This window comes from Agrobacterium sp. OT33 (assembly GCF_017313365.1).
Classification (GTDB): domain Bacteria; phylum Pseudomonadota; class Alphaproteobacteria; order Rhizobiales; family Rhizobiaceae; genus Agrobacterium; species Agrobacterium rhizogenes_A.
On the sequence record NZ_JAFLMZ010000001.1, the window covers coordinates 454,238 to 480,365 of the forward strand.

General features: G+C 59.4%; 22 protein-coding genes and 1 tRNA gene. 8 read left to right on the top strand and 15 right to left on the bottom strand.

Features of this window, described 5'->3' with window-relative positions; genetic code table 11:
* Positions 1-57 precede the first annotated feature (57 nt).
* Positions 58-1,326, bottom strand: a complete 1,269-nt coding sequence (gene phoR / locus JZX88_RS02235; RefSeq protein WP_110755578.1) for a phosphate regulon sensor histidine kinase PhoR — start codon at positions 1,324-1,326, stop codon at positions 58-60.
* A gap of 231 nt (positions 1,327-1,557) precedes the next feature.
* Here phoR and ppk2 point away from each other — a divergent pair, with 231 nt between their 5' ends.
* Complete coding sequence (gene ppk2, locus JZX88_RS02240; RefSeq protein WP_065114772.1) at positions 1,558-2,445, top strand: polyphosphate kinase 2; 888 nt, start codon at positions 1,558-1,560, stop codon at positions 2,443-2,445.
* A 52-nt stretch (positions 2,446-2,497) separates the two neighbouring features.
* Here the strand turns inward: ppk2 and JZX88_RS02245 are convergent, their stop codons facing one another.
* Positions 2,498-3,640: a hypothetical protein gene (locus JZX88_RS02245; RefSeq protein ID WP_206912396.1), complete on the bottom strand. Its 1,143-nt coding sequence runs from the start codon at positions 3,638-3,640 to the stop codon at positions 2,498-2,500.
* A gap of 255 nt (positions 3,641-3,895) precedes the next feature.
* On the opposite strand from JZX88_RS02245, the gene JZX88_RS02250 reads away from it, so the two are divergent.
* The 4 genes from JZX88_RS02250 to JZX88_RS02265 all read left to right on the top strand — a co-directional run bounded on the left by JZX88_RS02250 (position 3,896) and on the right by JZX88_RS02265 (position 5,948).
* Positions 3,896-4,858 (top strand): nitronate monooxygenase family protein, encoded by a 963-nt coding sequence (locus JZX88_RS02250; protein ID WP_206912398.1) that lies wholly within the window; start codon positions 3,896-3,898, stop codon positions 4,856-4,858.
* Positions 4,859-4,993: 135 nt separating this feature from the next.
* Positions 4,994-5,069 (top strand) — tRNA-Thr (locus JZX88_RS02255).
* Between the two features lie 162 nt (positions 5,070-5,231).
* Positions 5,232-5,390, top strand: coding sequence for a YqaE/Pmp3 family membrane protein (locus JZX88_RS02260; RefSeq protein WP_046799460.1), 159 nt, complete (start codon positions 5,232-5,234; stop codon positions 5,388-5,390).
* A 315-nt stretch (positions 5,391-5,705) separates the two neighbouring features.
* Complete coding sequence (locus tag JZX88_RS02265) at positions 5,706-5,948, top strand: DUF982 domain-containing protein (RefSeq protein WP_110755581.1); 243 nt, start codon at positions 5,706-5,708, stop codon at positions 5,946-5,948.
* 118 nt (positions 5,949-6,066) lie between these two features.
* Here the strand turns inward: JZX88_RS02265 and JZX88_RS02270 are convergent, their stop codons facing one another.
* The 6 genes from JZX88_RS02270 to JZX88_RS02295 all read right to left on the bottom strand — a co-directional run bounded on the left by JZX88_RS02270 (position 6,067) and on the right by JZX88_RS02295 (position 13,917).
* Positions 6,067-6,459 carry a PRC-barrel domain-containing protein gene (locus tag JZX88_RS02270; RefSeq protein WP_065116116.1) on the bottom strand — a complete coding sequence of 131 codons (393 nt, stop codon included), beginning with the start codon at positions 6,457-6,459 and terminating at the stop codon, positions 6,067-6,069.
* A 129-nt stretch (positions 6,460-6,588) separates the two neighbouring features.
* Positions 6,589-7,470, bottom strand: coding sequence for an AraC family transcriptional regulator (locus JZX88_RS02275; RefSeq protein ID WP_206912400.1), 882 nt, complete (start codon positions 7,468-7,470; stop codon positions 6,589-6,591).
* 109 nt (positions 7,471-7,579) lie between these two features.
* The gene (locus JZX88_RS02280; RefSeq protein WP_174028815.1) at positions 7,580-9,769 is read right to left on the bottom strand and encodes a TonB-dependent siderophore receptor; all 2,190 of its coding nucleotides are present in this window, start codon (positions 9,767-9,769) and stop codon (positions 7,580-7,582) included.
* A gap of 179 nt (positions 9,770-9,948) precedes the next feature.
* Entirely contained in the window at positions 9,949-11,625 is a 1,677-nt protein-coding gene (locus JZX88_RS02285) for an iron ABC transporter permease (RefSeq protein ID WP_065114766.1), read from the bottom strand.
* Between the two features lie 70 nt (positions 11,626-11,695).
* Entirely contained in the window at positions 11,696-12,712 is a 1,017-nt protein-coding gene (locus JZX88_RS02290; protein ID WP_110755587.1) for an extracellular solute-binding protein, read from the bottom strand.
* A 155-nt stretch (positions 12,713-12,867) separates the two neighbouring features.
* Complete coding sequence (locus JZX88_RS02295) at positions 12,868-13,917, bottom strand: ABC transporter ATP-binding protein (protein WP_110755589.1); 1,050 nt, start codon at positions 13,915-13,917, stop codon at positions 12,868-12,870.
* A gap of 357 nt (positions 13,918-14,274) precedes the next feature.
* Between JZX88_RS02295 and JZX88_RS02300 the strand changes: the two genes are divergently transcribed.
* The 3 genes from JZX88_RS02300 (at position 14,275) to JZX88_RS02310 (ending at position 18,709) form a co-directional block, all read left to right on the top strand.
* Entirely contained in the window at positions 14,275-15,987 is a 1,713-nt protein-coding gene (locus JZX88_RS02300; RefSeq protein WP_174028812.1) for a long-chain fatty acid--CoA ligase, read from the top strand.
* Positions 15,988-16,096: 109 nt separating this feature from the next.
* Positions 16,097-17,722, top strand: coding sequence for a glucose-6-phosphate isomerase (gene pgi, locus JZX88_RS02305; RefSeq protein WP_206912403.1), 1,626 nt, complete (start codon positions 16,097-16,099; stop codon positions 17,720-17,722).
* A gap of 117 nt (positions 17,723-17,839) precedes the next feature.
* The gene (locus JZX88_RS02310) at positions 17,840-18,709 is read left to right on the top strand and encodes an ornithine carbamoyltransferase (protein ID WP_206912404.1); all 870 of its coding nucleotides are present in this window, start codon (positions 17,840-17,842) and stop codon (positions 18,707-18,709) included.
* A gap of 13 nt (positions 18,710-18,722) precedes the next feature.
* On the opposite strand, the gene JZX88_RS02315 is transcribed toward JZX88_RS02310, so the two are convergent.
* The 7 genes from JZX88_RS02315 to JZX88_RS02345 form a co-directional block, all read right to left on the bottom strand.
* Positions 18,723-19,451 (bottom strand): esterase family protein, encoded by a 729-nt coding sequence (locus JZX88_RS02315; RefSeq protein WP_142855267.1) that lies wholly within the window; start codon positions 19,449-19,451, stop codon positions 18,723-18,725.
* Positions 19,448-20,413: an acetylxylan esterase gene (locus JZX88_RS02320; RefSeq protein ID WP_206912406.1), complete on the bottom strand. Its 966-nt coding sequence runs from the start codon at positions 20,411-20,413 to the stop codon at positions 19,448-19,450. The genes JZX88_RS02315 and JZX88_RS02320 overlap by 4 nt, the downstream gene beginning before the upstream one ends.
* 124 nt (positions 20,414-20,537) lie before the next feature.
* Positions 20,538-21,464, bottom strand: coding sequence for a carbohydrate kinase (locus tag JZX88_RS02325; RefSeq protein WP_110755598.1), 927 nt, complete (start codon positions 21,462-21,464; stop codon positions 20,538-20,540).
* Between the two features lie 98 nt (positions 21,465-21,562).
* Positions 21,563-22,261, bottom strand: coding sequence for an orotate phosphoribosyltransferase (locus tag JZX88_RS02330; protein ID WP_006310650.1), 699 nt, complete (start codon positions 22,259-22,261; stop codon positions 21,563-21,565).
* A 171-nt stretch (positions 22,262-22,432) separates the two neighbouring features.
* Positions 22,433-23,470, bottom strand: a complete 1,038-nt coding sequence (gene pyrC / locus JZX88_RS02335) for a dihydroorotase (protein ID WP_206912408.1) — start codon at positions 23,468-23,470, stop codon at positions 22,433-22,435.
* 112 nt (positions 23,471-23,582) lie between these two features.
* A complete protein-coding gene (locus JZX88_RS02340; RefSeq protein ID WP_142855264.1) occupies positions 23,583-24,620 on the bottom strand; it encodes a 4-hydroxyproline epimerase in 1,038 nt (345 codons plus the stop codon).
* Positions 24,621-24,747: 127 nt separating this feature from the next.
* Positions 24,748-26,070 (bottom strand): alpha/beta hydrolase, encoded by a 1,323-nt coding sequence (locus JZX88_RS02345; RefSeq protein WP_110755605.1) that lies wholly within the window; start codon positions 26,068-26,070, stop codon positions 24,748-24,750.
* Positions 26,071-26,128 lie beyond the last annotated feature (58 nt).

Here is a 26,128-nt window from a genome sequence, read left to right on the forward strand (position 1 = left end):
AATTATTGATTTAATGAATAAATTTTCACGAAATTACAGACAGGCGGATATTTCATGTCAGAATCTGACCGTGAAGTCGGTGCCATTGCCCAATTCCGATTTGATGATGAGCCGGGCGCGGTGCCTGGTGAGGATATGCTTGACGATGGCAAGCCCGAGACCCGTTCCCTTTTTGGAGCGGCTGTCGGCAACGCTGACGCGATAAAACCGCTCGGTCAGGCGTGGCACATGTTCGGCGGGAATACCCGGCCCCTTGTCGATGACGCTCACTTCCACCGGCTTGCCGGGCTCGGCGCGCAGCCAGACATCGACGACCTTGCCCTCCTGGCCGTATTTGCAGGCATTTTCAACGAGATTCTGGAACACCTGCACCAGTTCGTCACGGTCACCCTGCACTTCCGCCGGCCGCTCGGGCAGATGCAGGGTGATTTCGACATCCAGCTCATTAGCGAGTGGCAGCAGCGCGTCGCGCACATGGCCGATGACGGGAACGAGATCGACCTTCTGGTCCGGGGCAATATTCGCCCGCAACTCCAGCCGCGAGAGCGACATCAGATCATCCACCAGCCGGCTCATGCGGGTTGCCTGATCCAGCATGATGGCGAGGAAACGTTCCTGCGCCTTCGGGTCGTTGCGGGCCGGGCCCTGCATGGTTTCGATGAAGCCGCGCAGGGAGGCGAGCGGGGTGCGCAATTCATGGCTGGCATTGGCAACGAAGTCGCTGCGCATCCGGTCGATGCGGCGAAGCTCCGATACATCACGGAACGACAATATATAAAATGGCGGGCCGGCCGTGTCCCCCGCATCCGCGCGGGCAATGCGAACGATGAAGACCCGCTCGGAGGGAAACCGCTCCGAATGCTCCACCTGATTGGGCTGGCCGGTGGTGATGGTTTCACGGATGACATCCAGCAGGCCGGGCGAGCGCAGGCGGGCGGAAATATGCGCGCCGGGCGGAAGCTGGCCGAAAGCGCGTTCCGCCGCGCCGTTCTGAAACAGCACGCTGGCATTCTTGTCGAGGATGAAAACCGGCGTGTCCAGCACCGCAAGACCTGCCCTGACACCGGAAATGACGCTTTCCGCCGGCGCCTCCGGTTCATCCGCTTCCACGGCCGCCTCTTCGTTCGCCTTCGGTGCAGCCGGCCTTTCCCGCACGGCCAGAATGGCGATGATGGCGCAAAGCCAAAGGACGGCAGGCATATAGGGCGTATGAAGTTCCGAAACGGCCACGACGGCCAGCATGCTGACGACAAGGACGGGCAACCAGTTTCGGCCAAGCTTTCTTCCCAAAAGCTTTAATCCACGATCGCCTTCCATGACTGCCATTTCAGCCTGCTTTCCACTTTCACCTGACAGCGCATCGAAATCTCATAGGCCAGCTTCATGACAGAGATTCATCACCGCGCATTTTCCACAGCGTATATGCGCAAAATCAGTGCGGCAATCGTCACCGCCGTCGCACCGCCGCCAACCCCTCCTCTTTCACTTGAATTCTGCCGGTGGATATGAACTCATTGGCGGCGAGTTGCCTTTACACAACAACAGCCGGAGGAAAATATGGGCGAAGACACGAAGAAGCGGGTGGTGGAGATCACCGTCGGCGGCAAGCTGCGCAGCTTCAACATCGACGATCCCGCTCTTCCCGACTGGGTGGAGGAAAAAAAGCTCTCCGCCGGCGATTTTCCCTACGACAAGAAGATGAAGCGGGAAGAATACGACGCCACGCTGGAGGCGCTGCAGGTGGAGCTGGTCAAGGTGCAGTTCTGGCTGCAGGCCACGGGTAAGCGGGTGATGGCGGTTTTCGAAGGCCGCGATGCGGCAGGCAAGGGCGGCGCGATCTTCGCGGCCCGGGCCTATCTCAACCCCCGCTACGCCCGCGTCGTGGCGCTGACCAAACCCACCGAAACCGAACGTGGCCAATGGTACTTCCAGCGCTATATCTCGCATTTTCCAACGGCCGGCGAATTCGTTCTCTTCGACCGATCCTGGTACAACCGCGCCGGGGTTGAACCGGTCATGGGCTTCTGCACTCCGGAAGAGCACAAGCGGTTCCTCAAGGAAACGCCGAGGCTGGAAAAGATGCTGGTCCATGAGGACATCCATCTTTTCAAATTCTGGCTCGACATCGGCCGCGAAACGCAGATCGAACGCTTCCACGATCGTCGCCACAGCCCGCTGAAATGCTGGAAACTCTCGGACATGGATATAGCGGCGCTGACGAAATGGGACGACTATACGCAAAAGCGCGACGAGATGCTGGAAAAGACCCACACCGACGCCGCCCCGTGGACGGTGGTGCGCGCCAATGACAAGCGCCGCGCGCGGGTGAACCTGATCCGCCACATCCTCAATGCCCTCGACTATGACGGCAAGGACAAGAAAGTGATCGGCGAGATCGACGACAAGATACTGGGATCGGGTCCGGACTTTCTCAAGCAGAACTGAAAATGATGACAGGCGCCCCTGACAAGGGTGCCTGCCTCACCTCTCGCCGGTCTTACTGGCCGGGCAGAATACGCACGGAATAAAGATTGACCGGGCGGCTGTTGCCATCGATATCGCTGTTGATGAAGATTTTCCCCGGCGCATTGGGGACAAGCGAGCGCTCGAATGTCGCATTCAGCAGCATATCCGCACGCTCGGCCGTGGCCGTGAAGCGGTGGCGCGAACAATCGCCGAGCGTTGCAAAATCACAGGCGACGGAAACCTGCGTCTGCCGGTCGCTGGAGGATTGCAGCGTGATCGATATGGTCGAGGACTTGCCCGCCATGTCGCGCATCACCTCCACCGGAACCTCAAGGCTGACCGCGCCATCCTGCGAGACGCTTCTCGAGGTGACCCGTATCGCTTTCCCGGCGGGTGTGGCGATGTTTTCCACGGTGGCGCGCGGGCCTGCCGAAATTCCGGCGCTGCCGCGTTCGGCGTTAAAGAGTTCCACCCAATCGTCGGAAAAGCCGCGGCCGGCGGAGAGGCTCGGCGCCGGCTCCGCACCGTTGAAATCCTCCGCCTGGACCTGCGCCGGCGGATTGGGCACGCTGGTGTCGCGCTGTTCGGGTGACAGCAGGAGGCCGGACGAATAGACCCACCAGGCACCCAGACCGACAAAGGCCAGAAGCGTCACGAACATGAAAAGCCGGGCGAAAAGCCCGCGGCGCTTGCGGCGGCCAACCGCACCTTCAGGGCGGAAAGCCAGCGAGGCGTCGCCCGCGCTGGAGCCTCTCCTTGGCGGCTTTGCGTTGCGCCGACCGGCGCTCATGGGCTCCGGGGCGGCGGCACCCGGCGGCATCTCGCGCGTTTCGCCACGCAGTTCCGGCTCGACGGCCATGGCGTCGTGCGGCTGCGGTTGCGAAACGGGATCGACGGAAACCTCGCCGTGGCTTGCGTCTGCCGGCTGGGGCGGCCGCAATTGCTGCTCCACCCTGTCCAGAAGCCGGTTACGCTCTTCATTCTCAATGACATGAATGAGGCTTTCGAGCCGCTGGCGCTGCTGGGCCACGACCTGCGGATCATCTATGCCCTGTTTGCGCAGGCCCGCTTCCAGCGCCTGACGAGATGATTGGTAAATCCGTGCACGAACTTCGGCGTTCGACCTGTCCGATTTGTCCAGAGCATTTCTGATTGCCGTTTCCAGTCCGCTCACGACCGATCCTTGTTCTATTGCGCTTTGCAAAAATATGCGGGCGTTGCGCCATTGGTTTACGATTCGGTAACGGCTATGCCGCGCCTCCGCAAGCATCGTTTGCGATAAAGACCGGATTGCCTTGGGGAAAATCGATGCATTGTGGCACTGCGAACGCAGGTTCGCGGCGCCGATACGACGCTGTTTTCGCTTTCAATCCTTTGCCGAACGCGATATTAGCTTACGTGCGCGTAAACGTAATTCATGGGAGGAAACATGCTGCCGTCCGTGCTGAAAGACAATCTGCGTCTTCCGGTCATAGCGTCGCCGCTATTCATCATTTCGCATCCGCAACTGACGCTGGCGCAATGCAAGGCCGGCGTCATCGGCGCTTTTCCGGCGTTGAACGCGCGGCCGGAAAGCCAGCTGGACGAGTGGCTGGCGATGATCACCGAAGAGCTTGCCGCCCATAACAGCGCCAATCCGGACCGTCCGGCCGCGCCCTTTGCGGTCAACCAGATCGTGCACATGTCCAACCGGCGGCTGGAACATGATCTCGGCCTCTGCGTCAAATACAGGGTGCCGGTGGTGATCTCCTCGCTCGGCGCGGTGCCGGAGGTCAATGCGGCCGTGCATTCCTATGGCGGCATCGTGCTTCATGATGTCATCAACGATCGCCATGCCCGGTCCGCCATCCGCAAGGGCGCGGACGGGCTGATCGCGGTTGCGGCCGGTGCCGGCGGACATGCGGGCACATTGTCACCCTTCGCTCTCGTTCAGGAAATCCGCGAATGGTTCGATGGCCCGCTGCTGCTTGCCGGCGCCATCGCCAATGGCGGTTCCATTCTCGCGGCGCAGGCCATGGGCGCGGACATGGCCTATATCGGCTCCCCCTTCATCGCGACACAGGAAGCGCGCGCTTCCGACGGCTACAAGCAGGCAATCGTCGACGCCCAGGCCAAGGATATCGTCTATTCGAACTATTTCACCGGCGTGCACGGCAACTACCTGAAAAGCTCGATCGTCGCCTCCGGCATGGATCCCGACAACCTGCCCGAGGCAGATCCCTCGAAAATGGACTTCGAAACCGCAACCGGTGGTGCAAAAGCCTGGAAGGATATCTGGGGCGCCGGCCAAGGCATCGGCGCGGTCAAGGCGGTGGAGCCGGTAGCGGTCCTCGTCGACCGTCTGGTGCGCGAATATGAGGCGGCAAGACAACGCATCTGCGCAAAGGCCTGAGGCATCCATAAACAACGGACGGGCAAAGCTTTTTGCGGAATTTTCAAAACCGTCGCATTCAAGGCTTGAAATCCGTCGGCATTGCCTGTATCAGCCCGCCATGAAGCTGATCCGCAACAGACGGATCATGTTCGGGCCGCTTTAGCTCAGTTGGTAGAGCACGTCATTCGTAATGACGGGGTCACGTGTTCGAGTCACGTAAGCGGCACCATTTATTTCCCCTGACATAAATATTTATCGATCGGCAGCCTTGTTTACGCGCGGGTGACCCTCGCCATCACAGGCACCTTCCACTGTCGCAATGGCGTTTGAAACCAAACCGCCCGCCAGACGTTGACCGGCAAGTCATTCTCAAATGGAAAGCCCTGTCATCGTGGATGTCATCCGTATTCTCATCGCCATCCTTCTTCCGCCTGTCGGCGTATTCCTTCAGGTCGGGCTTGGCCTGCATTTCTGGCTCAATATTCTTCTGACCCTGTGCGGTTATGTTCCCGGCATCATTCACGCCATCTGGGTGATCCTGCGCAAGTGACGCTCCGCCCCGGGCGATGAGATGGCCACAACATTTTAGTACGTGATTAAATTCTCATGATTTTCTGGAACCGGGTCTTCGCCTTCACGTTATGATGATGACACCAGCCAAGGAGAAAATCATGAACCAGATCATCTACATCGTCGGCCTTGTCGTCATCGTTCTCGCGATCCTGTCGTTTTTCGGCTTCCGTTGATCCCCGTTGTCAATTCGCCCGCTTGCGCATATCCTAAGCGGCAGTGACACACGGCTGCGTTCATGGGTTGCTCCGCTGTCGGGTGTATTTCGGGATCGCGTTGCTCTGGGAGGTGCACGATGAAGAACGAGAGATGGACAGAACCTGTCGAGGTCAATCTTGAGGCGAACGGCAAGAGTGTCATCGCCGGCCCCTTCGAAGCGCTGATATTATTGACGGAAGGCTGGCCGAAGATTCGCGGATTGAGTTTCGTGAGAGCCAGAAGCGCCTGCCGTGCCGCCCTTGACGGACGCAAATCGCCGGAGGAAGCCCGCAGGTGCTTCACCGATGCTGTTTCCGAGATGCAGAAACACCCGCATTAAAGAGAGATAAAACGCAAACGGCTCCTGAAAAGGAGCCGTTTTTTTGATATCCTGTTCCGGGCGCGTGACGGCCCGGAAGCGCCTTCCTGTTCCGGATATGACCGCGTAGCGCCCCGCGTTACATCCAGTAAGGTGCGACGCCGTAATAGTCGTAAACCTTGCGGTCCCTGGCGTTCAGCAGGTCATTATCGTCCAGGTTGGCGAAGTGTGGCGCGTTTTCGATCTCTTCTTTTGTCAGGTCGATACGGTAGCCATCGAGTTCTTCATCATAATGCAGCTTCTCCCAAGGCAGCGGGTAATAGTCATCGCCGATCCCGAGAAAACCACCGAAACTCAGCACGGCATAGGCGACGCGACCGCCGCGCTTTTCCAGAATGATGCGCTGGATCGAGCCGATGTGCTTGCCGTCGGCGCCATAAACACGTGTGCCTTCCACCTTGTCGCTGGCAATGAGGCTCGGCGTATCCTTGACATAGGGGTCCTGTCCGGCGCGAGGTTCCTGATGCAGCATGATGTCTTCCTCCTTGATTTTCTTCATGGATGTCACGTCTGGTAAACCCTGCGCCTGACAAATCGTTCCGCGGCGTTTCAGCCGCCGCGGCCGGTATTTTTTTGAAAGGGGATGGAACAAAAAGCGCGCCTATTGGCGGATTTTCTGCCAGACGGAGGGAGAAACGCCAACCATCTTGCGGAAGACGCGGGAGAAATGCGCCTGATCGGAAAAACCGGCGGCGATGGCGATATCGGTCAGCGCCATGTCGGTTCGCATCATCAGGTCCTTGACCCGATCGATGCGCGCCTGCATCTGCCATTGGTGCGGCGGTACGCCGGTGGATGCCTTGAAGGCATGGCTGAAATGGGATTGCGACAGGTTGGTAAGCTCCGCCAGTTCCTCCAGCCGGATCGACCGCAGGCAATGTTCGCGGATATAGTCGGTTGCCGCTCTTAGCTGCCAGGCGGCGAGCTTGCTGCGTTTCTTGACCGGCTCGCGCTTTACCTTGAGGAAATCCGTCAACAGCGCGAGCACGAGGCTTTCGCCGTAAAGGTCGTGCAGCGGATCGGGGTTATCGCACTCGGCGGCAATCAGCCGTGCCAGCACCAGCAGGCGCTCATCCTCGAACATCAGATGCGGATCGAGCAGGCCATGCGGGTCAAACCCCTGCACCAGGCGCGTCCCCAGCAAACCCGCGTCGAAGTGCAGGTCGAGATGGCGCACGAAGGAAACATTGCTCAGTTCCGCATGCACATCCAGATCGGCGGGCACGAAGGAAATCCGGTTCGCCTTGGACGAACCGTAATTGTCGCGGCGGCAGCGGTTCATCATGAACCGGCCGTCATCCGTCCCGTCCATATCCAGCAGGAAAACGAAACGCGGATCTTTTCCGACATAACGCCCGCCCGCCTTCGGGGCGCAACGCACGTCCCAGAGATCGGCGACGATGCCGTTCCAAACCCTTGAGCGCGGGCCGCCGATGACGGCAAAGCCCTCGATCTCATTTTCCATCCGCACGCGGAAAGCCATGGCCTCTCGATCCCGCAGGGCGCCATGGCGCCACTATAAACATGATAAAACTATTCATGTTTATAGTGGCAAACTGCATCGCCCGCAACTGCCGGCCTTCGGCCAGGCCTTACCACTTCTTGGAAAGCTTGAAGGTGATGGTGCGGCTATCACCCCAGCCGCAGACCGAGACACCGGCGCAGCTCTTCACATATTCCTTGTCGAAGACATTGGCGACGTTGATGGAGGCGGTCCAGTCGTTCTTCTCGTAGCGGACTGCCGCATCGAAGACGGCGGCATCCGGCACGCGCAGCGTATTTGCCTCATCCGCCCAGGATTTGCCCTGGTAGCGCACGCCGCCGCCAATGCTGAGACCTTCAAACGTATCATCGGTGAAGGCGTAGTCGAGCCACAGCGAGGCGGTGTGGGCGGGCACGATCCACGGCGATTTGCCGATCAGGTTGGGATTGGCATCGCGGGTTATTTCGAGATCGGTATAGGAATAGGAGGCAAGTGCCTTCCAGTTGTCGGAAAGATTGGCCTTGGCCTCAAGCTCGAAACCGGTGGATTCCACCTGCCCGAACTGGCCGCTCGTGGTCACACCGCCGACCGTATAGGACACGATGGCGTTGTCCTTGACCAGCTTGAAGACGGAGGCCGTGATGCTGCCATCAAAGAAGGTCGGCTCGTATTTGATACCGGCTTCGAACTGATGCCCCTCCTCCGGCGAGGCGGGAGTGCCATCCGCCAGCGTATCGATCAGCGGATTGAAGAAGGTGGCCGCCGAGACATAGGGGGTCAGGCCATTGTCGAATTCATAAGCGAGGCCGGCCCGGCCGCTCAGCGCATCGTCACTGGAGCGGCGGGAGGCGCCTGCCGGCAGCCTGTTGTTCAGGTCCGTATCGACATAATCGTAACGGCCGTTCAGCGTCACCAGCCAGCCATCGCCGAAACGCAGCTGGTCCTGGGCATAGATGCCGATCTGCTGCTGCGTGACGATATTGTCGGCATAGACAAAATTGGTGCCCTGCGTCGAGCCATAGACCGGGTTGAGCGCACCGATTGCATTCGATCCGCAGCAGGCCTGCACCTGATCCAGCCGGTAATATTTATAGTCGAGACCAAAGAGCAGTGAATGATTGACGGCACCGGTTTCGAACTGGCCTTCGATACGGTTATCGACGCCGAAACTGTCGACCTTCGACACGCCGTCATAACCGAAGCGGGTCAGCATATAGTCGTTGGTGGTGGTATCGAGGATCGGCTGACCATTGGCGTCGGCATTGGCCCAGCCGCCCGGATAGGGTCCTGTCTCGTGTTTATAGAGATGGCCATAACGGGCATTCTGGCTGATCTTCCAGCCATTGTCGAATTCATGGCTGACCTCATACCCGACCATCGACTGGTAGACGCGGCCATTATCGATATCCGGCTCACCATAAAAGGCCTTGCGGTCGAGCTTGCCGAAAGGCGCGTCGACCACGGTGCCGACATAGGGCAGGAAGCCGTTGCCGATATGCACCTGATCCAGCGCCGAGAAATAACCGTAGAGCGTGGCACTTGTCTGCGCATCCGGCTCGAAGGTGATCTGCGGCATGATGAAACCGCGCAAATCCTCGGAATAGTCGGTGTAATTATCGCCGCCCGAGACCTTGCCCGTGACGCGATATTTCCATACGCCCTCACCATCGACCTTGTCGCCGAGGTCGAAACCAAAGAAGGCGTTGCCGAAATTATTGATGCCGATTTCCGTTTCACGAACGGGTTCGTCCTGGGTCCGCTTGCGGACCATCTGCACGATACCGCCGGGGTTGGCGCCGCCATAAAGCACCGAAGCGGGACCTTTGAGAACCTCCACACGCTCGAGCCCGTAGGCATCCATCTGAAAACCGCCGAAACCGTAGCTGAACAGGTTCAGCCCATCGAGAAACACACCGGTCTGGGTGGCCTGAAAGCCGCGAATATAGATCCAGTCGGTGTCCGGATCCGTGCCGAAAGGCTCCGCCGTCACACCGGGTGTATAGCGCAGCACCTCGTCGATTTTCGTCACCGCGCCGCGGTCGTCCATTTCCTGGCGGCCGACAACCGATACGGACTGGGGAATATCCTTGGTATCGGTATCGGTTTTCGAACCCGTCGCGCTTTTCTTCGCGGCATATCCCTTAACGGGACCCGTTGCCGTTTCCGCACGCTGCCCCTCAACGGTAATTTCCCGCAGAACGGTCGTTTCCTGTGCATGGCCCATGACCGGCGCCATCAAGACAACGGCAGCCGTTCCCAAAGCCAGGCGGCTCAAAAACATCCCATGTAAATTTTTCAAGATATGCCCCGAAACAGATCACGGCCGGCGTTCATATCCGACAGGCCGCAGCACCTCAATTAAGCTGAGTATTTACATCAGGATTAAGGCGGGATGCTTGTCGTTTTCTGGGCGGATTTGAAGCTTATTGGCCTCTCGCACAGTTTTGCGCCCGTCATTTATCAGGCAAGGCGTGGAAATCAGCCCTTGCGCCGGCCTATCCGCGCAAGCAGCACGACGGGAAGCATGCCGATGACGACAATCGCCAGTGCCGCAATCGCCGCCTCCTCATAGGTACCACGTGCGGCCTCGCCATAAAGATGGGTTGCGAAGGTTTCGAAATTGAGCGGCCGCAACAAAAGCGTGGCGGGGAGTTCCTTGACACAGTCAACGAAGATCAGCAGCGCCGCCGCCGCAAGCGAAGCCCTGGAAAGCGGCAGATGGATCTGGCGGAATGTCTGGGTCGCGGATCGCCCCAGCGTTCGCGCGGCGTGGTCGAAAGATTGCGGGATACGGCTAAGGCCGGCATCGACACCGCCTGCCGCAATGGTGAGGAAACGCGCCGAATAGGCATAGATGAGAGCCGCGCCGCTGCCGATGAAGATAAGGCCGGTGGAGACGCCGAACCATTCACGCATGGTCTGGTCGACGAACCGGTCGAAGCCGCCGAGCGCAATCAGCACGCCGATGGCGATAACCGTGCCGGGAGCTGCATATCCCACTGTGGAAAGGCGGTAGGACCAGAGCGAGAGACGCCCCGGAGCAAGACGCATCGCGTAGGCAACCGCGAGGCCGAGAATGAGGGTGATCATCGTCGCCAACCCGGCGAAGACGATCGTATTCAAAGCTTCCTCCGTAAAACGGGCGGACAGGCCGCTGAAACGAAACCGCTTCCATGCCTCAATGACGAGATAGCTCGCCGGCGCCACAAAGCCGATCAGCACCGGCAGGCCACCGAACACGAAGGCGAGCCAGCCCTTCGGGCCGGCAAGCCGCAGCGGCTCCAGTTCCCTGCTTTTCTGCGCGGAAACGGAATAACGCTGCTTGCGCCGCGCCCAGCGCTCGAACGCCACGAGAGCGACAACGATGAACAGCATGGAAAGCGCGATCTGCGCCGCACCCGGCAGATCGGATTTCGTGACCCATGTTGTGTAGACGGAAACCGTGAGGGTGCGGACGCCGAGAAACTCCGAAGCGCCGATATCGTTCAGCGCTTCCATCAGGGCAAGGCTGACGCCGACCGCGATTGCCGGGCGCGCCAACGGCACCGCGACCTTCAAAAAAGCCGCGCGTCTGGAAACGCCAAGTGTGCGTGCGGCTTCCAGCAGATTGCCCGCCTGCGTCAGGAACATGGCCCGGACGGGAATATAGACATAGGGAAAGAGGACGAAGGCGAGAAGGATGATACAACCCGTCATCGACCTTATATCCGGCAAGCGGAATTCACGCGGGCTGGAATAACCGAGCAGCCAGCGGATCACCCCTTGCACCGGCCCGATGGGATGCAGAATATCCAGATAGGCGTAAGCGACGATATAGGTGGGCATGGCCAGCGGCAGCAGCAACGCCCATTCCAATATCCTGCGCCCGGGAAAATCATAAGCGGTGACCAGCCAGGCCGAACAGGTTCCGATGATACCGGCCAGCAGGCCGACGCCGACAAGAAGGATGACCGTATCCGGCAGGGCCGTCAAAAGAACGGTGGAGCCGAGATGCTCCCAAAGGCCGGCGGAACCCTGCACGGCCTGAGAGACAAGCGCCAGAACCGGCACCATGGCGCCGCAGACCGCAATGAGCGACAGGCCCAGCCACCAGAAGGAGGATGAAAACCGTGTTCCTGCGCGGGGCGTCAATGTCTGAACGGCGTCTGGATTCATGAGCTTCTTGAAATACAGGGAAGGCGTCCGCGGGTGCGAACGCCTTCCATCGAGTTATTGCCGGTTGGCTTTACTTGTCGAAACCGACCTTGTCGACCAGCTCGCTCGCCTGCTTGCGATGCGAGACGATTTCCGTCAGCGGCTTGTTGTCGATCTTCAGCGTGCCGAAGGAAGCGATGATCTCGTTGAGAGCCGCACCCTGCTTGACCGGATATTCGTAGTTGGCTTCAGCATAGATCTTCTGGGCTTCGTCGGAGACGAGATATTCCAGCAGCTTGACGGCTTCCGCCTTGTTCGGCGCATTCTTGGCTACAGCCGCGCCGCTAATATTGACCTGCGTGCCGCCATTCTTGAAGGTCGGCAGAACCACCTTGATGGCGTCGCCCCACTTCACCTGCTCCTCGCCGCCCTTGCCCGAGCGCATCAGGCCGACATAATAGGAGTTGGCGATGCCGATATCGCAAATGCCGCCGAGGATGTCCTTGGCAACGTCGCGGTCGCCGCCGCCAGCCTTGCGAGCCAGGTTTTCCTTGACGCCGGCAAGCCACTTCTCGGTGTCGGACGCACCGTAGTGGGCGATGTAGTCGGCAAAGAGCGCGGTGTTATAGGGATGCTGACCGGCGCGAATGCAAACCTTGCCCTTCCACTTCGCGTCCGCCAGATCTTCATAATTGAAGGAAGCGAGATCGAGATCCTTCGCCGCATACAGAACGCGGGCGCGCATGGAGAGCGCGAACCAATGACCCTTGGCATCACGAAGTTCGGCCGGGACTGCCTTGGTCAGGGTTTCGGACTCGACCGCCTGGGTGACGCCCTTTTCGGCGAGATCAACGAGGTTGCCGGCATCCACGGTCATCAGAACGTCGGCCGGCGAGCTTGCGCCTTCACTCAGAACGCGCTCCGCAAGACCGTCCTTCAGGAACACGGTGTTGACCTTGACGCCGCTCGAGGCGGTGAAGGATTCCAGCAGGGGCTGGATCAGGCCCGGCTCTCTGGTGGTATAGATGTTGAGTTCGGCAGCGCTGACCGATCCGGCTGCAAAGGCAACCGTGCTGGCAAGCAGGGCAAATCCGGTAAATTTCGTCATGTTTCGTCTCCCTCTCCGAATAGCGGCGATATAGAGCGAGCAGACATCATACCTGATGAAGCAAATCAAGTTTTATTTCGCGATTTTCAGACAGCCCTGATCACCAAGAGTTGAAAATGGAGCATAAATAAACATGCAAATTTACTCATTCAACTTCAGGTAAATATCAGCACGCCCTTGGGATCGATGCCGAAACGCACGGTCTTGGTCTTGGCCGGCGTGCGCTGCATCGTCCTGACGCGCAGGTCGGCCGGAAGGCCGGGCACGGCGATGCCGAGTTGTTCGATCTCGCCGAGGAAAACACGGCTCGCTATTTCGCCGGCGATTCCTTCTCTTGCGGCATCATCCTCGATGATCGAAATCGCATTGGGGCGGACATAGGCGACGGCGACGGCGCCATCCGGCAGATCGGATGCATCCCCCAGGGGGCCGAGCGGCGTTTCGACGCGGCCCTGCCTTACCCGGCCCTCGATCTTGTTGAAGGCGCAGAAAAAATCGGCGGCGTAGCGGGTTTTGGGATTGTCGTGGATTTCATAGCCCGTACCGCTCTGCACGATACGGCCGCGCTGCATCAGAACCACGCGGTCGCCTGCAGACAGCGCCTCTTCCGGGTCATGGGTGACCATGATCGCCGTCGTGCCCAGTTGCCGCAGGAGACCCAGCGTCTCTTCGCGGACATTGTCACGCAAGCCCCTGTCGAGATTGGAAAAGGGCTCGTCCATCAACAAAAGCCCCGGCTGCGGGGCAAGGGCACGGGCAAGGGCCACTCGCTGCTGCTCACCGCCCGAAAGCGTATGCGGATAGCGCTTCGCCAGATCCTGCAGGTGAACATGCTCGATCATTTCCCCGGCACGGCGGCGGGCCTCGGCCTTCGGCAGGGACCTGAGGCCGAACAGGACATTCTGTTCGACGGTGAGATGCGGGAACAGCGCATAGTCCTGAAAGACGAAACCAATATTGCGTTTTTCCGGCTCGACGAAGACAGCCGAACCGGCAACAACGGAACCGTTGAGGCAAACGCTGCCGTGATCCGGCGTCTCCACACCCGCGACAATGCGCAGCAGGGTCGATTTTCCACAGCCCGAGCGGCCCACAAGGCAAATAATTTCGCCGCTTTCGACGGCCAGATCGATATCGGACAATACATCGGTATCGCCGAATCTTTTTCCAACCGATTTCAGTTCAAGCGCTGCGCTGCCTGCCATTTCCAATCCTGCCCTGCTTTGCGAATTATGTTGATCGCTCAAATCAGGATTAAAGTCAAAAAATCGCGAATAACACGGTTTTCATTCACGAGGCCGCGAGATGTTGGGCAGCAATATTGACGTTTACGTTAGAGTTAAATAGGCTTTGCCGACATGATGGACGTCAAGGGATTCCGCGTCTATCATTCGTCACCGGGGAGCAGGAGGAGCGGTCGATCCGGTGACGCACATGTGGTTTCTTCGATCCGGCAGAGAAGCCGGCTGATTGCGGGAACCCCATGACCATCAGGCAGCCGAAAGCGCCTTCATGCATTCCACCGGATGCACGTGCGCGACAAAGACTCTGGGAGGAGCAGCATGAGTGAACTGTCCCTGGGACACGCGGAAAATGTCAGCGTCGAGAAACGCTGGCTGTCATCCTATCCGCCGGGCGTCCCTTCCGAGATTCCTGCTTCGGCCAATGCTTCCCTTGTCGATCTCCTCGAAAAGAGCTGCGTGCAATTTGCCGACCGCAAAGCCTTTTCCAGCATGGGGAAATCGCTGACCTATCGGCAGCTTGACACTGAAACCCGCGCCGTCGCCGCCTGGCTGCAATCCAGGGGACTGGAAAAAGGCGACCGGGTTGCCGTGATGATGCCGAACATCCTGCAAAATCCCGTCGCGGTTTACGGTATCCTGCGGGCAGGCATGGTCGTGGTCAACGTCAATCCGCTCTACACACCGCGCGAACTGGAACACCAGTTGAAGGACTCCGGCGCAAAGGTGCTTTTCGTGCTGGAAAACTTCGCCCATGTGGCGCAGCAGGCCGTGCCGAAAAGCGCCGTCCGGGATGTGGTCGTCGCGTCCATGGGTGATCTTCTCGGTTTCAAGGGACATATCGTCAATCTCGTGGTCCGCAAGGTGAAAAAGCTCGTGCCCGCCTATGCGATCCCCGGCTCGATCAGCTTCAAGGCCGTGCTGAAGGAAGGCCAGGGATTTTCCCTCAAGCCTGCCGGCCTCACAGCACAGGATATCGCATTCCTGCAATATACGGGTGGAACCACCGGTATTTCCAAAGGCGCGATCCTCACCCACGCCAACCTTCTCGCCAACAAGGCGCAGATCAGCCTGTGGCTGGATGCCGCCTTCAACAGCCGCAAGGATCGTCCCGAGGTTCTCAACTTCATCTGCGCGCTGCCGCTGTGCCACATCTTCGCGCTGACGGTAAACTCGCTGATGGGCATTGCGCTGGGCGGCCACAACCTGCTGATCGCCAATCCGCGTGACATTCCCGGTTTCGTGAAAGAGCTGACACATTACCAGCCGCATGTTTTCCCCGGCATCAATACACTCTTCAACGCCTTGATGAACAATGAGGATTTTCGCAAGCTCGACCTGTCCTCGCTCATTCTGGTTCTCGGCGGCGGCATGGCCGTGCAGAGGCCGGTTGCGGAGCGCTGGCTTTCAGTCGTCGGCTGCCCGATCGCCGAAGGTTACGGGCTGTCGGAGACCTCGCCGGTCGCGACCGTCAACCGGCTGGACACCTCGGAATTCAGCGGCACCATCGGCCTGCCCCTTTCCTCGACGGAAATCGACATCCGCGACGACGACGGCAACAGCCTGCCCCTGGGCGAAGTCGGCGAAGTCTGCATTCGCGGACCGCAGGTCATGGCCGGTTACTGGCAGAGGCCGGATGAGACCGCCAAGGTCATGACACAGGACGGGTTTTTCCGGTCCGGCGACATGGGTTTCATGGACGAGCGCGGTTACACCAAGATCGTCGACCGCAAGAAGGACATGATCCTGGTCTCCGGTTTCAACGTCTATCCGAACGAGGTCGAGGAAGTGGCCGCCAGCCATCCCGGCGTACTGGAATGCGCCGCGATCGGTGTTCCGGACGAACATTCCGGCGAAACCGTGAAGCTTTTCGTCGTCAAGAAGGACCAGTCCCTCACGGAAGCGGAGCTCAAGGCTTTCTGTGCCAAGAGCCTGACAAACTACAAGCGGCCGAAAATCATCGAGTTCCGCACCGAGCTGCCGAAATCGAATGTCGGCAAGATTTTGCGGCGCGAATTGCGCAATCTGAACTGAGCGAATGGAGCCGGGCGACCGGCTCTTTTCTTTTCTCAAAGTCGCCTTGATTTGGCCGCCTGAAAAAGAATAGTTTCCTCATCCTTCCACGGAAGCCGAGGAGCACATGATGCAGGCCACCATCGAAAAACTCAAAGCAACGGCAAGCAGCACAGCCGCAACCGATCTTCGCGCCGCCTTTGCGGCCGATGACAAGAGATTCAGCCGTTTCAGCGTAAAATTCGATGACCTGCTGATGGATTATTCCAAATGCGCCGTCAACGAAGAGATCGTGACGCTTCTCGAACAGCTGGCGCGCGAGGGCGGCGTCGAGGCCAAGCGCGAGGAGATGTTCTCCGGCAAGGCGATCAACTTCACCGAAGACCGCGCCGTGCTGCATACCGCGCTGCGCAATCGTTCAAACACCCCCGTTCTTGTAGACGGCAAGGATGTGATGCCTGACGTGAACGGCGTTCTCGCCGCCATGGGCAAGTTTGCCGATGCGATCCGTTCCGGCTCGCTCAAGGGCGCGACCGGTAAGAAGATTACCGATGTCATCAATATCGGCATTGGCGGCTCCGATCTCGGTCCTGTCATGGCAACGCTGGCGCTCGCGCCTTTCCATGACGGCCCGCGCGCGCATTTCGTGTCCAACATCGATGGCGCGCATATTGCCGACACGCTGAAGCTAATCGACCCCGAGACCTCGCTCTTTATCGTTGCCTCCAAGACTTTCACCACCATCGAGACGATGACGAACGCCGCCACCGCGCGCCGCTTCATCGCCGAGAAGCTGGGTGAAGGCGCCGTCAAGCATCATTTCGCCGCCGTTTCCACCGCGCTGGACAAGGTTGCCGCCTTCGGCATCGAAAGCGACCGCATCTTCGGTTTCTGGGACTGGGTCGGCGGCCGTTATTCGATCTGGTCGGCCATCGGCCTGCCGCTGATGATCGCTATCGGGCCGGATAATTTCGGCAAGTTCCTGGATGGCGCGCATGCAATGGACCGGCATTTCCGCGAAGCACCGATCCGCGAAAACCTGCCGATGCTGCTCGGCCTCATCGGCTTCTATAACCGTAACGTGCTGAACTATCCGACGCGGGCGATCCTGCCCTATGACCAGCGGCTGTCGCGTTTCCCCGCCTATCTGCAGCAGCTCGACATGGAATCGAACGGCAAGGGCGTCACCATCGACGGCACGCCGGTCGAAGGCCAGTCCGGCCCGGTCGTCTGGGGCGAGCCCGGCACCAACGGCCAGCACGCCTTCTACCAGCTGATCCATCAGGGCACGAGCGTCATTCCGGCGGAATTCATGATCGCCGCCAACGGTTTCGAGCCCGAACTGCGCCATCAGCACCAGCTTCTCATCGCCAATTGCCTGGCGCAATCGGAAGCGCTGATGAAGGGACGGACGCTGGCTGAAGCGAAGGCCCAGCTTACCTCCAAGGGCATGGAAGACAAGCTCGCCGACTTTATCGCCCCGCACCGCGTCTTCACCGGCAACCGCCCCTCGATCACCTTCGTTTATGACAAGCTGACGCCGTTTGCACTCGGCCGCCTGATCACGCTTTACGAACACCGTGTCTTCGTGGAAGGCGTGCTGTTCCGCATCAACTCCTTCGACCAGTGGGGCGTGGAGCTTGGCAAGGAACTGGCAACCGGCCTGTTGCCTGTCGTGGAAGGCAAGGAAAGCGCCGCCGGCCATGACAGCTCGACACAGGGGCTGGTGAAGGCGCTGGCGGGTCTGGCGGGGTAATATCCAGCTACCCACGATCTCAGGAAAGCCGGAAGGACACTTCCGGCTTTTTTCAATCCGACATCAATGGCCGGCATCAATGGCCGACATCAATGGAATGTCAAATTGGAGGCGTATATGCCATCCCGGTCCGGCAAGGATTTTCTGGAGTTCCACGATCTGCCAGCGGATGCGGTGCTATCAATCATCGAGCGCGCGGGCAGTCTGGCAGGGAGCTGGTCAAACGCCGCCATGCCGCAGCTGCTCAAGGGAAAACGCATCGGGCTGATTGTCGACGACACCGGCTGGCGCAACACCACCGCCTTTGATCTCGGTGTCCAGGCCATGGGCGGGATTTGTGTCACCGCTCCAATCGGTTTCAATGGCCGTGAAGAAACCGCGGATCTTGCCGGTTATCTCGACAATTGGTTCGACCTGCTGGTTGTCCGCACGAAGGAGCTTTCGACCCTTCACGCACTCGCGGCGGAAATGACCGCACCGGTCATCAATGCGCGAACGAAATCCAACCATCCGTGCGAGACCCTCGGCGACCTTGCCTATATCAAAAGCGCAAGGGGCCAAATAGACGGGCTTAAAATCGTCGGCGTAGCGCCGGATGCCAATATCCTGCGCTCATGGGTCGAAGCCTCGATATCGTTGCCCATTCAGGTCACGCAGGTCTATCCCGACCAGTGGCATGTCACCGATCCCGCGCTCCTCAACCCAAATTTCCGGGCAAGCTCAGACTCCGGGGAATTGCTCAATGCGGATGTGATCATTACCGATTCCTGGCCTGGCGGACAGGATCATGGCCTGACCGACTATCGCATATCCGCATCCCTTCTCGACAGGATGCGTCCGAATACGATCTTCCTGCCCTGCCCGCCCGTCGCGCGCGGTCAGGAGGTGACGGCGGACGCCATGGTGCATCCGGCCTGTCAGAGCCGGGCCGCGAAGGCCTATCTTCTGCACGCGCAAAACGCGCTGATGGAATTTCTTCTCACCTGAGGCTGTCGGACCTTCAAATATAAAGCGCCGCCATTTTACGCCATGCGCCCGCCCGGTGCGCGCGGCCTTCCCAGACATGCATCTGATGCCCCACCTGCTTGTCCGAGAGCACACGGCTCAGATGATGGTTGTTGTTAAGAAAAGGGTCGGCGTCACCGATGGTGAAGACCATGTCGATGCGGCGCAGGCTATCGAGCCGCCAGGGGCATGAGAGGCCCGGCAGGAAGTGGCTTGGCATGTGGAAATACACGTCGTCATCGTAATAACCATCGAACAGATCGCCGAAGGACTCCACCTTCATCGTCAGGTCGTAGCGGCCGGAAAAGGCGACGAGCTTGGTAAAGAGATGCGGATGGCGGAAAACGAGGCTGGCGGCCTGAAAGGCACCGAGGCTGCAGCCCTGCACAATGGTGCTGCCCTCAGGATTCTTCTCGGCCATCAGCGGCAGCACTTCATTGAGAATGTAGGCCTCAAGTGCTGCATGACGGCGCACACGCTCGGCTGGATGGTTGTGGCCCGCGTAAAAACTTTCCCGTGCCAGACCCTCGATACAATAAAGCTGGAGGTGGCCGGCCTCCAGCTTTTCGGAAAGGCTCGCAACGATGCCTAATTCCTCATATTCGAAGAAACGCCCATCGCGGGTGGGAAACATCAGCACCTTGGCGCCGGCATGACCGAATATCAGGAGCTCCATATCACGATGGAGCCTGTGACTATACCAGCGGAGATATTCGCGTTTCATGGCACCTTGAAAAACCGTCTGACCTTGTCCTTATGGACCGCATCTTGCGATGCGCTGTCAGGGTAGTCGAAATGCCCGGCGTCGAGGATGAAGATTTCATTAAATTTTGATTGCGGCAACGCATTGGCCACTGCGAACTGGCAGGGTGGCGCCACCGACGGATCAAAGAGCGCCGGTGCAACCAGCATCGGCACTTTTATACGGGCGGCGGCACAGGCCGCATCGAAGAAGCGCAGGGTCTCGAGCACATTCGGATGGGCCTTCTGGTATGACTGAACCGAATTCGCACTGCCAACGGTGGGCAATGTCAGCCAGAACGGCCTATGCCCGAATGTCGGCACCACCAGATGGCCACGGTCGATGCGCTCGTCAAAAGGTATTGCCAGAGCGCCGATGCCACCGCCGAAACTGATACCGCTATACCCCACCTGCCCTTCCAGCCAGGGATAAAGCGTCACGAGCGTGGAAACGGCGACCCACAGATCATCGACACAGCCGCCAATGATGTAATCGTCTTTCCTGTCGATATTGTAGAGAACATGAAGCGCTGATTCCGAAGAAATCGGCGGGCAGGCGCTTAACGAGATACCGCGAAAACAGAGAAACAGGACTGCCGTTTCTTCCACCGGCACTTCGAAATCTGGCTCGGAGCGCCCACCATAACCATGGCCGACAACGAGGCCGCGGCGCACATGGCCTTCGCGTGGAAGAAGCATCCACCCGCCGATGCGGAAGCCGCCGGTCGAGGTGTAGCTGACATCGAGGACATGCCAGCGCGGATGGCTGAGCCTGCTCCTGCGCAGCACCGGCCGCGGATCTGTGGCGAGCGCGCGGCGATAGCGCTTCTGCCAGAAATCATCGAAACCCGGCGGTGCATCGGGCGGGGTAATGGCCAGCAACTGGTCGCGCTGCATGCCATAGGTCGGATCGAAATCAAAAGGATGGGTCTTCGGAACACTCATGCGATGCTTGTTTCGTGAAAAAACAGCTGACACAAGCGTGATAATATCGAAATACCGGTTTTTTGCGGCTTTAGCACCGGGGAGAGCGTTGAACCACCTTTTCAAAATGGTTCAACCGCGCGCATCAAAGGCCGATTTCATGCGCAAATGGCGGATTCGCGCCAGCGCGTGAGACGGTGACTGCCGCCGCCTTCGCGCCCAGCGCCAAGGCCTTTCTGATCTGCTCTTCCGTCAGCGCGGCAACCTGCGCCTTCGTGAGGATACCCTGCATTTTAAGCGAAGCGAGGATGCCCGCATCGAAAGTGTCGCCCGCGCCGACGGTGTCGACGACTTCGACCCGCTCGGAGGCCACTTCCACCTTGAGATTGGCAGTATAACCCACAGCCCCCTTGGCACCGCGGGTGACGACCACCAGTTTCGCGCCATGATGCAGCCAGTGGCGGGCGAGCGTATCCTCATCGCCTTCCAGACCGAACCAGGCAAGGTCCTCATCCGAGAACTTGACGATATCCGACATGGCGGCCATGCGGCGGATGCGGGCCATGTGGGACTGCTTGTCCTTGATGAAACCGGGGCGGATATTCGGATCGAGCGAGATGACACGGCTTTGATGCTCGCGCGTCATCAGCGCCTCATAGGTGCTGCCGCAGGGCTCGGGAATGAGGCTGATGGCGCCGAAATGCAACGCTTCGCAATCGGCGCCCAGCGCCGGAAGCTCGGCCTCTGTGATCATCCGGCCAGCGGTGTTCTCGTCGTAAAAAGCGTAAGTCGCGTGGCCGTCCACCAGCTTGACGAAGGCGATGGTCGTCGGCCGCGACAGCGTCGCGCAATAGCTGAAATCCACCTTGCTGGCGCGCAGGGTTTCCCGCAGGATATCGCCCATCATGTCATCGGAAAGACCGGTGAAAAAGGCGGAGGGGACGCCGAGACGCCCCAGCGCAATTGCCGTGTTGAAGACCGCTCCGCCTGCATAGGGGGCGAAACCCGCCTCACCCAGCGTCGTCTGCCGGGGCAGCATGTCAATCAGGGCTTCACCACAACACAGGATCATTACGGTCCTCCTCAAAACAGCAAATCAAATGAACTTAAATCGATTTAGACGAAGATCGATCGGAAGGCCAGCCACAAGCCGACTGGCCGCATCCGAAATCACGATTGCGGCAATTCGCTGACACCCCCATGCTTCGCCGACCAGGGCAGCGGATTATCGAGGAAGGCCTCAACCCCCGACAGCGTCTTTTCATCGAACAGTTTTTCAGCCCTTGCGACCGCCAGAACATCGCGCCAGGTCGTCAGATAATGCAGCTTGACATTGCCATTGGCGAAGCGCGCTTCGGCCTCTTCGAAGATGCCGTAATAGAAGAGCGCGATGCCATGATCGACAATTCCGCCCGCCGCACGGATGGCGTCGATGAAGGTGAACATCGAACCGCCGGCCGTCGTCAGATCCTCGATGACGAGAACGCGGGCACCTTCCGGCATATGGCCTTCGATCTGGGCATTACGGCCATGGCCTTTCGGCTTCTTGCGGCAATAGATCATCGGCAGGCCAAGGCGCTCGGCAAGGAAAGCGGCAAAGGGAATGCCCGCCGTTTCACCACCGGCGACACAGTCGAACTTCTCGAAGCCAGCCTCGCGCATGACAGCCGCCGCCGCGAAATCCATGGCCGCCGAGCGAATGCGCGGGAAGGAGATGAGCTTGCGCATGTCGATATAGACAGGGCTCTTCATGCCCGAAGCGAAGGTATAGGGGCTTTCGGAATTGAAGTGGACCGCCTTGATTTCCCACAACATCTTCGCAACCAGTTCCGCGACGACGGTGCGGTCAGTGAATGTGAAATGGTTCATAGGCGTTCTCCTTTTCGGCCTTGGTTTATCGCTCCGAAAACCCGGATCGGTTTTCGGAAAGCACAACGTCTTGGTTCAGTGTTGCAGGCATCCTCAGGCGGCACCGGATTTGAGGGCGGATACCTGAAGACCATAACAAAACCGCCGGCAGTGCCGGCGGTCATTAAAAAATCAGCTTACATCCCAGTGGAGCGGGAACATCGGGTCAAACACCGTCACCGGCCCGGCGCCCGTCTCGATCTTTTCGGGGAAGGAAACCGCCTCGTCACGCCTGACCAGCGTGATCGTCTCTTCATTCGGCGCGAGACCATACCAGGCGGGACCATTCAGCGAAGCGAAGGCTTCCAGTTTATCGAGGGCATCTTCGTCCTCGAAGACATGGGCAAGGCAGCTCATGGTGTTGATGGAGGTATAGATACCGGCACAGCCGCAGGCGCATTCCTTGGCGGGATCGACATGCGGGGCGGAATCCGTACCGAGGAAGAAGCGCGTATCACCCGAAGTTGCGGCAGCCCGCAGGGCCAGCCGGTGTTCTTCGCGCTTGGCGACGGGCAGGCAATAATAATGCGGCTTGATACCGCCGACCAGAATGGCATTGCGGTTGATGATGAGATGGTGGGTGGTGATGGAACCGGCCAGATTGGCCTTGGATGACTTGATGTAGTCCACGCCGTCACGGGTGGTGATGTGCTCCATCGTCACCTTCAGTTCCGGCAGGCGCTGGCGCAGCGGTTCCAGAACCGTATCGATGAAGACCTTCTCGCGGTCGAAAATATCGACCTCTGGCGTCGTCACCTCGCCATGCACGCAGAGCGGCAGGCCAATCTTCGCCATGCGTTCCAGCACCGGCATCGCTCTGTTGAAATCGCGCACGCCGCCATGGGAATTGGTCGTCGCACCCGCAGGATAGAGCTTTACGGCGGTGATGAGGCCGCTTTTTTTGCCCTCTTCCACGTCGTCGGCAACAGTATCCTCAGTAAGGTATAGGGTCATCAGCGGCTCGAAGCGGTCACCCGCCGGGATCGCCTTGACGATGCGTTCGCGATAGGCGCGGGCATCGGCCGTGGTGACGACCGGCGGCACCAGATTCGGCATGATGATGGCGCGGGCGAAATGGCGGCTCGTATCCCCGATCACCCCTTCCAGCATGGCGCCATCACGAAGATGCAGGTGCCAGTCATCAGGGCGGCGCAGGGTGAGCGACTTCATCGGGATACCTCGGAGCATGATGGAATTGCGCCCGCTTAGCATCTTTTGTCGCGGGAAAACAGCCGCCAGAGGTCATCGGGCGGCTGTAAATGTCATTTTTTTGAAGCGTGTCTCAGATGTTGCCCGCTTCCGGACCCCAGACATCGGTCATGGCGAAACCATCCGCCAATGGGTCGAAAGGATCGAGACCCACCTGGTGCAGACCGAAGGTGAAGCCGCGCCCGGCAATGGTGGGAATGACGGCCGGACGACCCGCCACTTCGGTGACGGCGGAAAGGCCGACATCGAATTCCGAACCGATGATCGAGCGGGATTTATATTCGTCGCCCACTTTCACCTTGCCGCGCGCATAAAGCGTGGCGAGATTGGCGGAATTGCCGGTGCCGCAGGGGGAGCGATCCGCCCTGCCCGGCCACATGGTGGTGCAGGTGCGGATGGAGCCATCGGCATCCACATCGCGGAACATGACATAGGCAACGCCTGATATGGCGGGGATTTCCGGATGAACGACCGTCATCTCACGGTTTACGAGGTCCTTCAGGGTCATGCCGGCGGCAACGAGTTTCGCGGCATTGGCCTTCTCGATGGTGAGACCGATCTGGCGAACATCAACGAGCGCGTAAAAAATGCCGCCGTAGGAAATGTCCATCGTCACTTTGCCCCAGTCGGGCGTGTCGATGCTGACATCCAGCTCATGCACGAAGGACGGCACCATGGTCAGCTTGACCTTTTCGCAGCGCCCGTCACGGCAGGTGGCCGTCGCTTTGACGAGGCCGGCGGCCGTTTCCAGAATAATGACGGTTTCCGGTTCCTGCATCTCCACCATGCCGCTTTCCAGCAGTGCCGTGGTGGCGCAGATGGAATTGGAGCCGGAGCTGGCATGCGCCTGATCCGGCTGGAGAATGACGAAAGCGGCGTGCGCATCCGGATGCTTCGGCGGCAGGAGAAGATTGACCGACCCCATCGGCGTACCGCGCGGCTCGAGCGTCAGGAAGCGGCGCAGCGCCTCCCCCTGCGGATCCGTATTCATCCAGTGAAGCTGTTCAGCAACCGTGTTGCCCGGGATTTTCGGCGCGCCGCCGGTGACGACACGGCCGATTTCGCCTTCGCAATGGACATCGAGAAGCTGGAGGGTGCGTTTCCAACGCATGGGGTCTTACTCCGGAAGTTGGGTTGTTGGCCCGACCATACAGATAAAAATACAAGCTGTATACAAATCTGCGGGGCGTAATGACAAAAACGCTTAGCGTTTTCGCCACCCCCATACGCATTGTAGTTTAGCGGTTACGGCATTCCGCCCGGTTTCGATTGGCGGCGGCGTCGCAGTTCACCCTTGACGACTGCAGCGCCTGATCGTCCACCACGGAACCGGCCGTATCGCCCACCGATCCGACGGTATTCTCCATGGAGCGCCCGAGGCGTTCCACCTGCCGGCCGTAATTTTCCCGCGTGCGCGGATCAAAGACGGCAATCGGTGCGCTGACCACCACGCTGGCCGCCGTTCCGACGGTTTGCGCAGCGCCGATGCTGACCGCGCCAAGCGCCTCACCCAGACCGACATCGGAATCCGTCACCGTCTGGCCGGCGATGAGGCGGTCGCCGATCAGGCGGACGACCTCGGGGCTTTCGGCAAATTTACCGTGGTTCAGACGATCACCGGATTGCAGCTTGGTGAGATCGAGAACGGTGATGCCGGCCTTTTCCAGCTGGCTGCTATAAGGCTCGACGGATGGATCGATCTGGCCAAGGCGGTCGACATTGCCGGAGATGCGGCGCGACAGGCTGAGTGCACGGTCGTCCTGCGAGACGAAAAGGGTGAATTTCGGCGGCGTCTTGCCAAGACTTGCGAATTGCCGGCTGAACACGTCCACATCGAGATCCGGCGCGGCAAGAATGACATTGCTGATCTTCGGATCGACCCGGCCGTTGCGGATGGCCATCTGGCGCAGCGCTTCCACCGCAAGCCAGGTGCCCATGGAATGCGCCATGACCGTGACCTCGCCGATGGACTTGTCCTTGGCCAGACGCGTCAGCATCTCTTCAAGCGCATCGCGGGAGTAGTTGGTGCTTTCCTTGTCGTAATTATAGTCGAAAATGCTTGCCCGCGACGGCCAGGTGAAGACGACAGGCACAACATCCGTGCCTGAATCATGGACGATCTGGGCGAAGCGATAAACGGATTCTTCGTAGCGATTGTTGAAACCATGCACGAAGACCAGCACGCGGCGGTCCTTCGCGATATGTTTACCGATCCAGCTTCTGGTTTCGGCTTCGGAACGAATAGGCTCCACCGCCACCGTGGTGAAATCCTTCAGCGGGTTCGGCGGCAGTTTTTTCGGCCATTGCACCTGCCCAACCTTGCGGTTGGCGTTGGGCGGAATGGAAATGGTGACAGCATCGACCTTCAGGCCCGTTCCACGCTCACCGCCGAAAAGCACGGCGGTGTTTTCCGATGGCGCACGCGTGGTGGCAACCAGAAGATTGACCGGCGTCGTGCCCGCCACGGTCTGCCCCGTCGGCGTCATGACCCCGATAGGACGCCCACCGCAGCCTGCGAGCAGGGCGACAATCGCAATTACGGCCACGAAGCGAATGGGCATCACATCACTCTCCTACAACCCAGAGGCAGCCGGATAGCAGCCAAGGGGAGAGAATTTT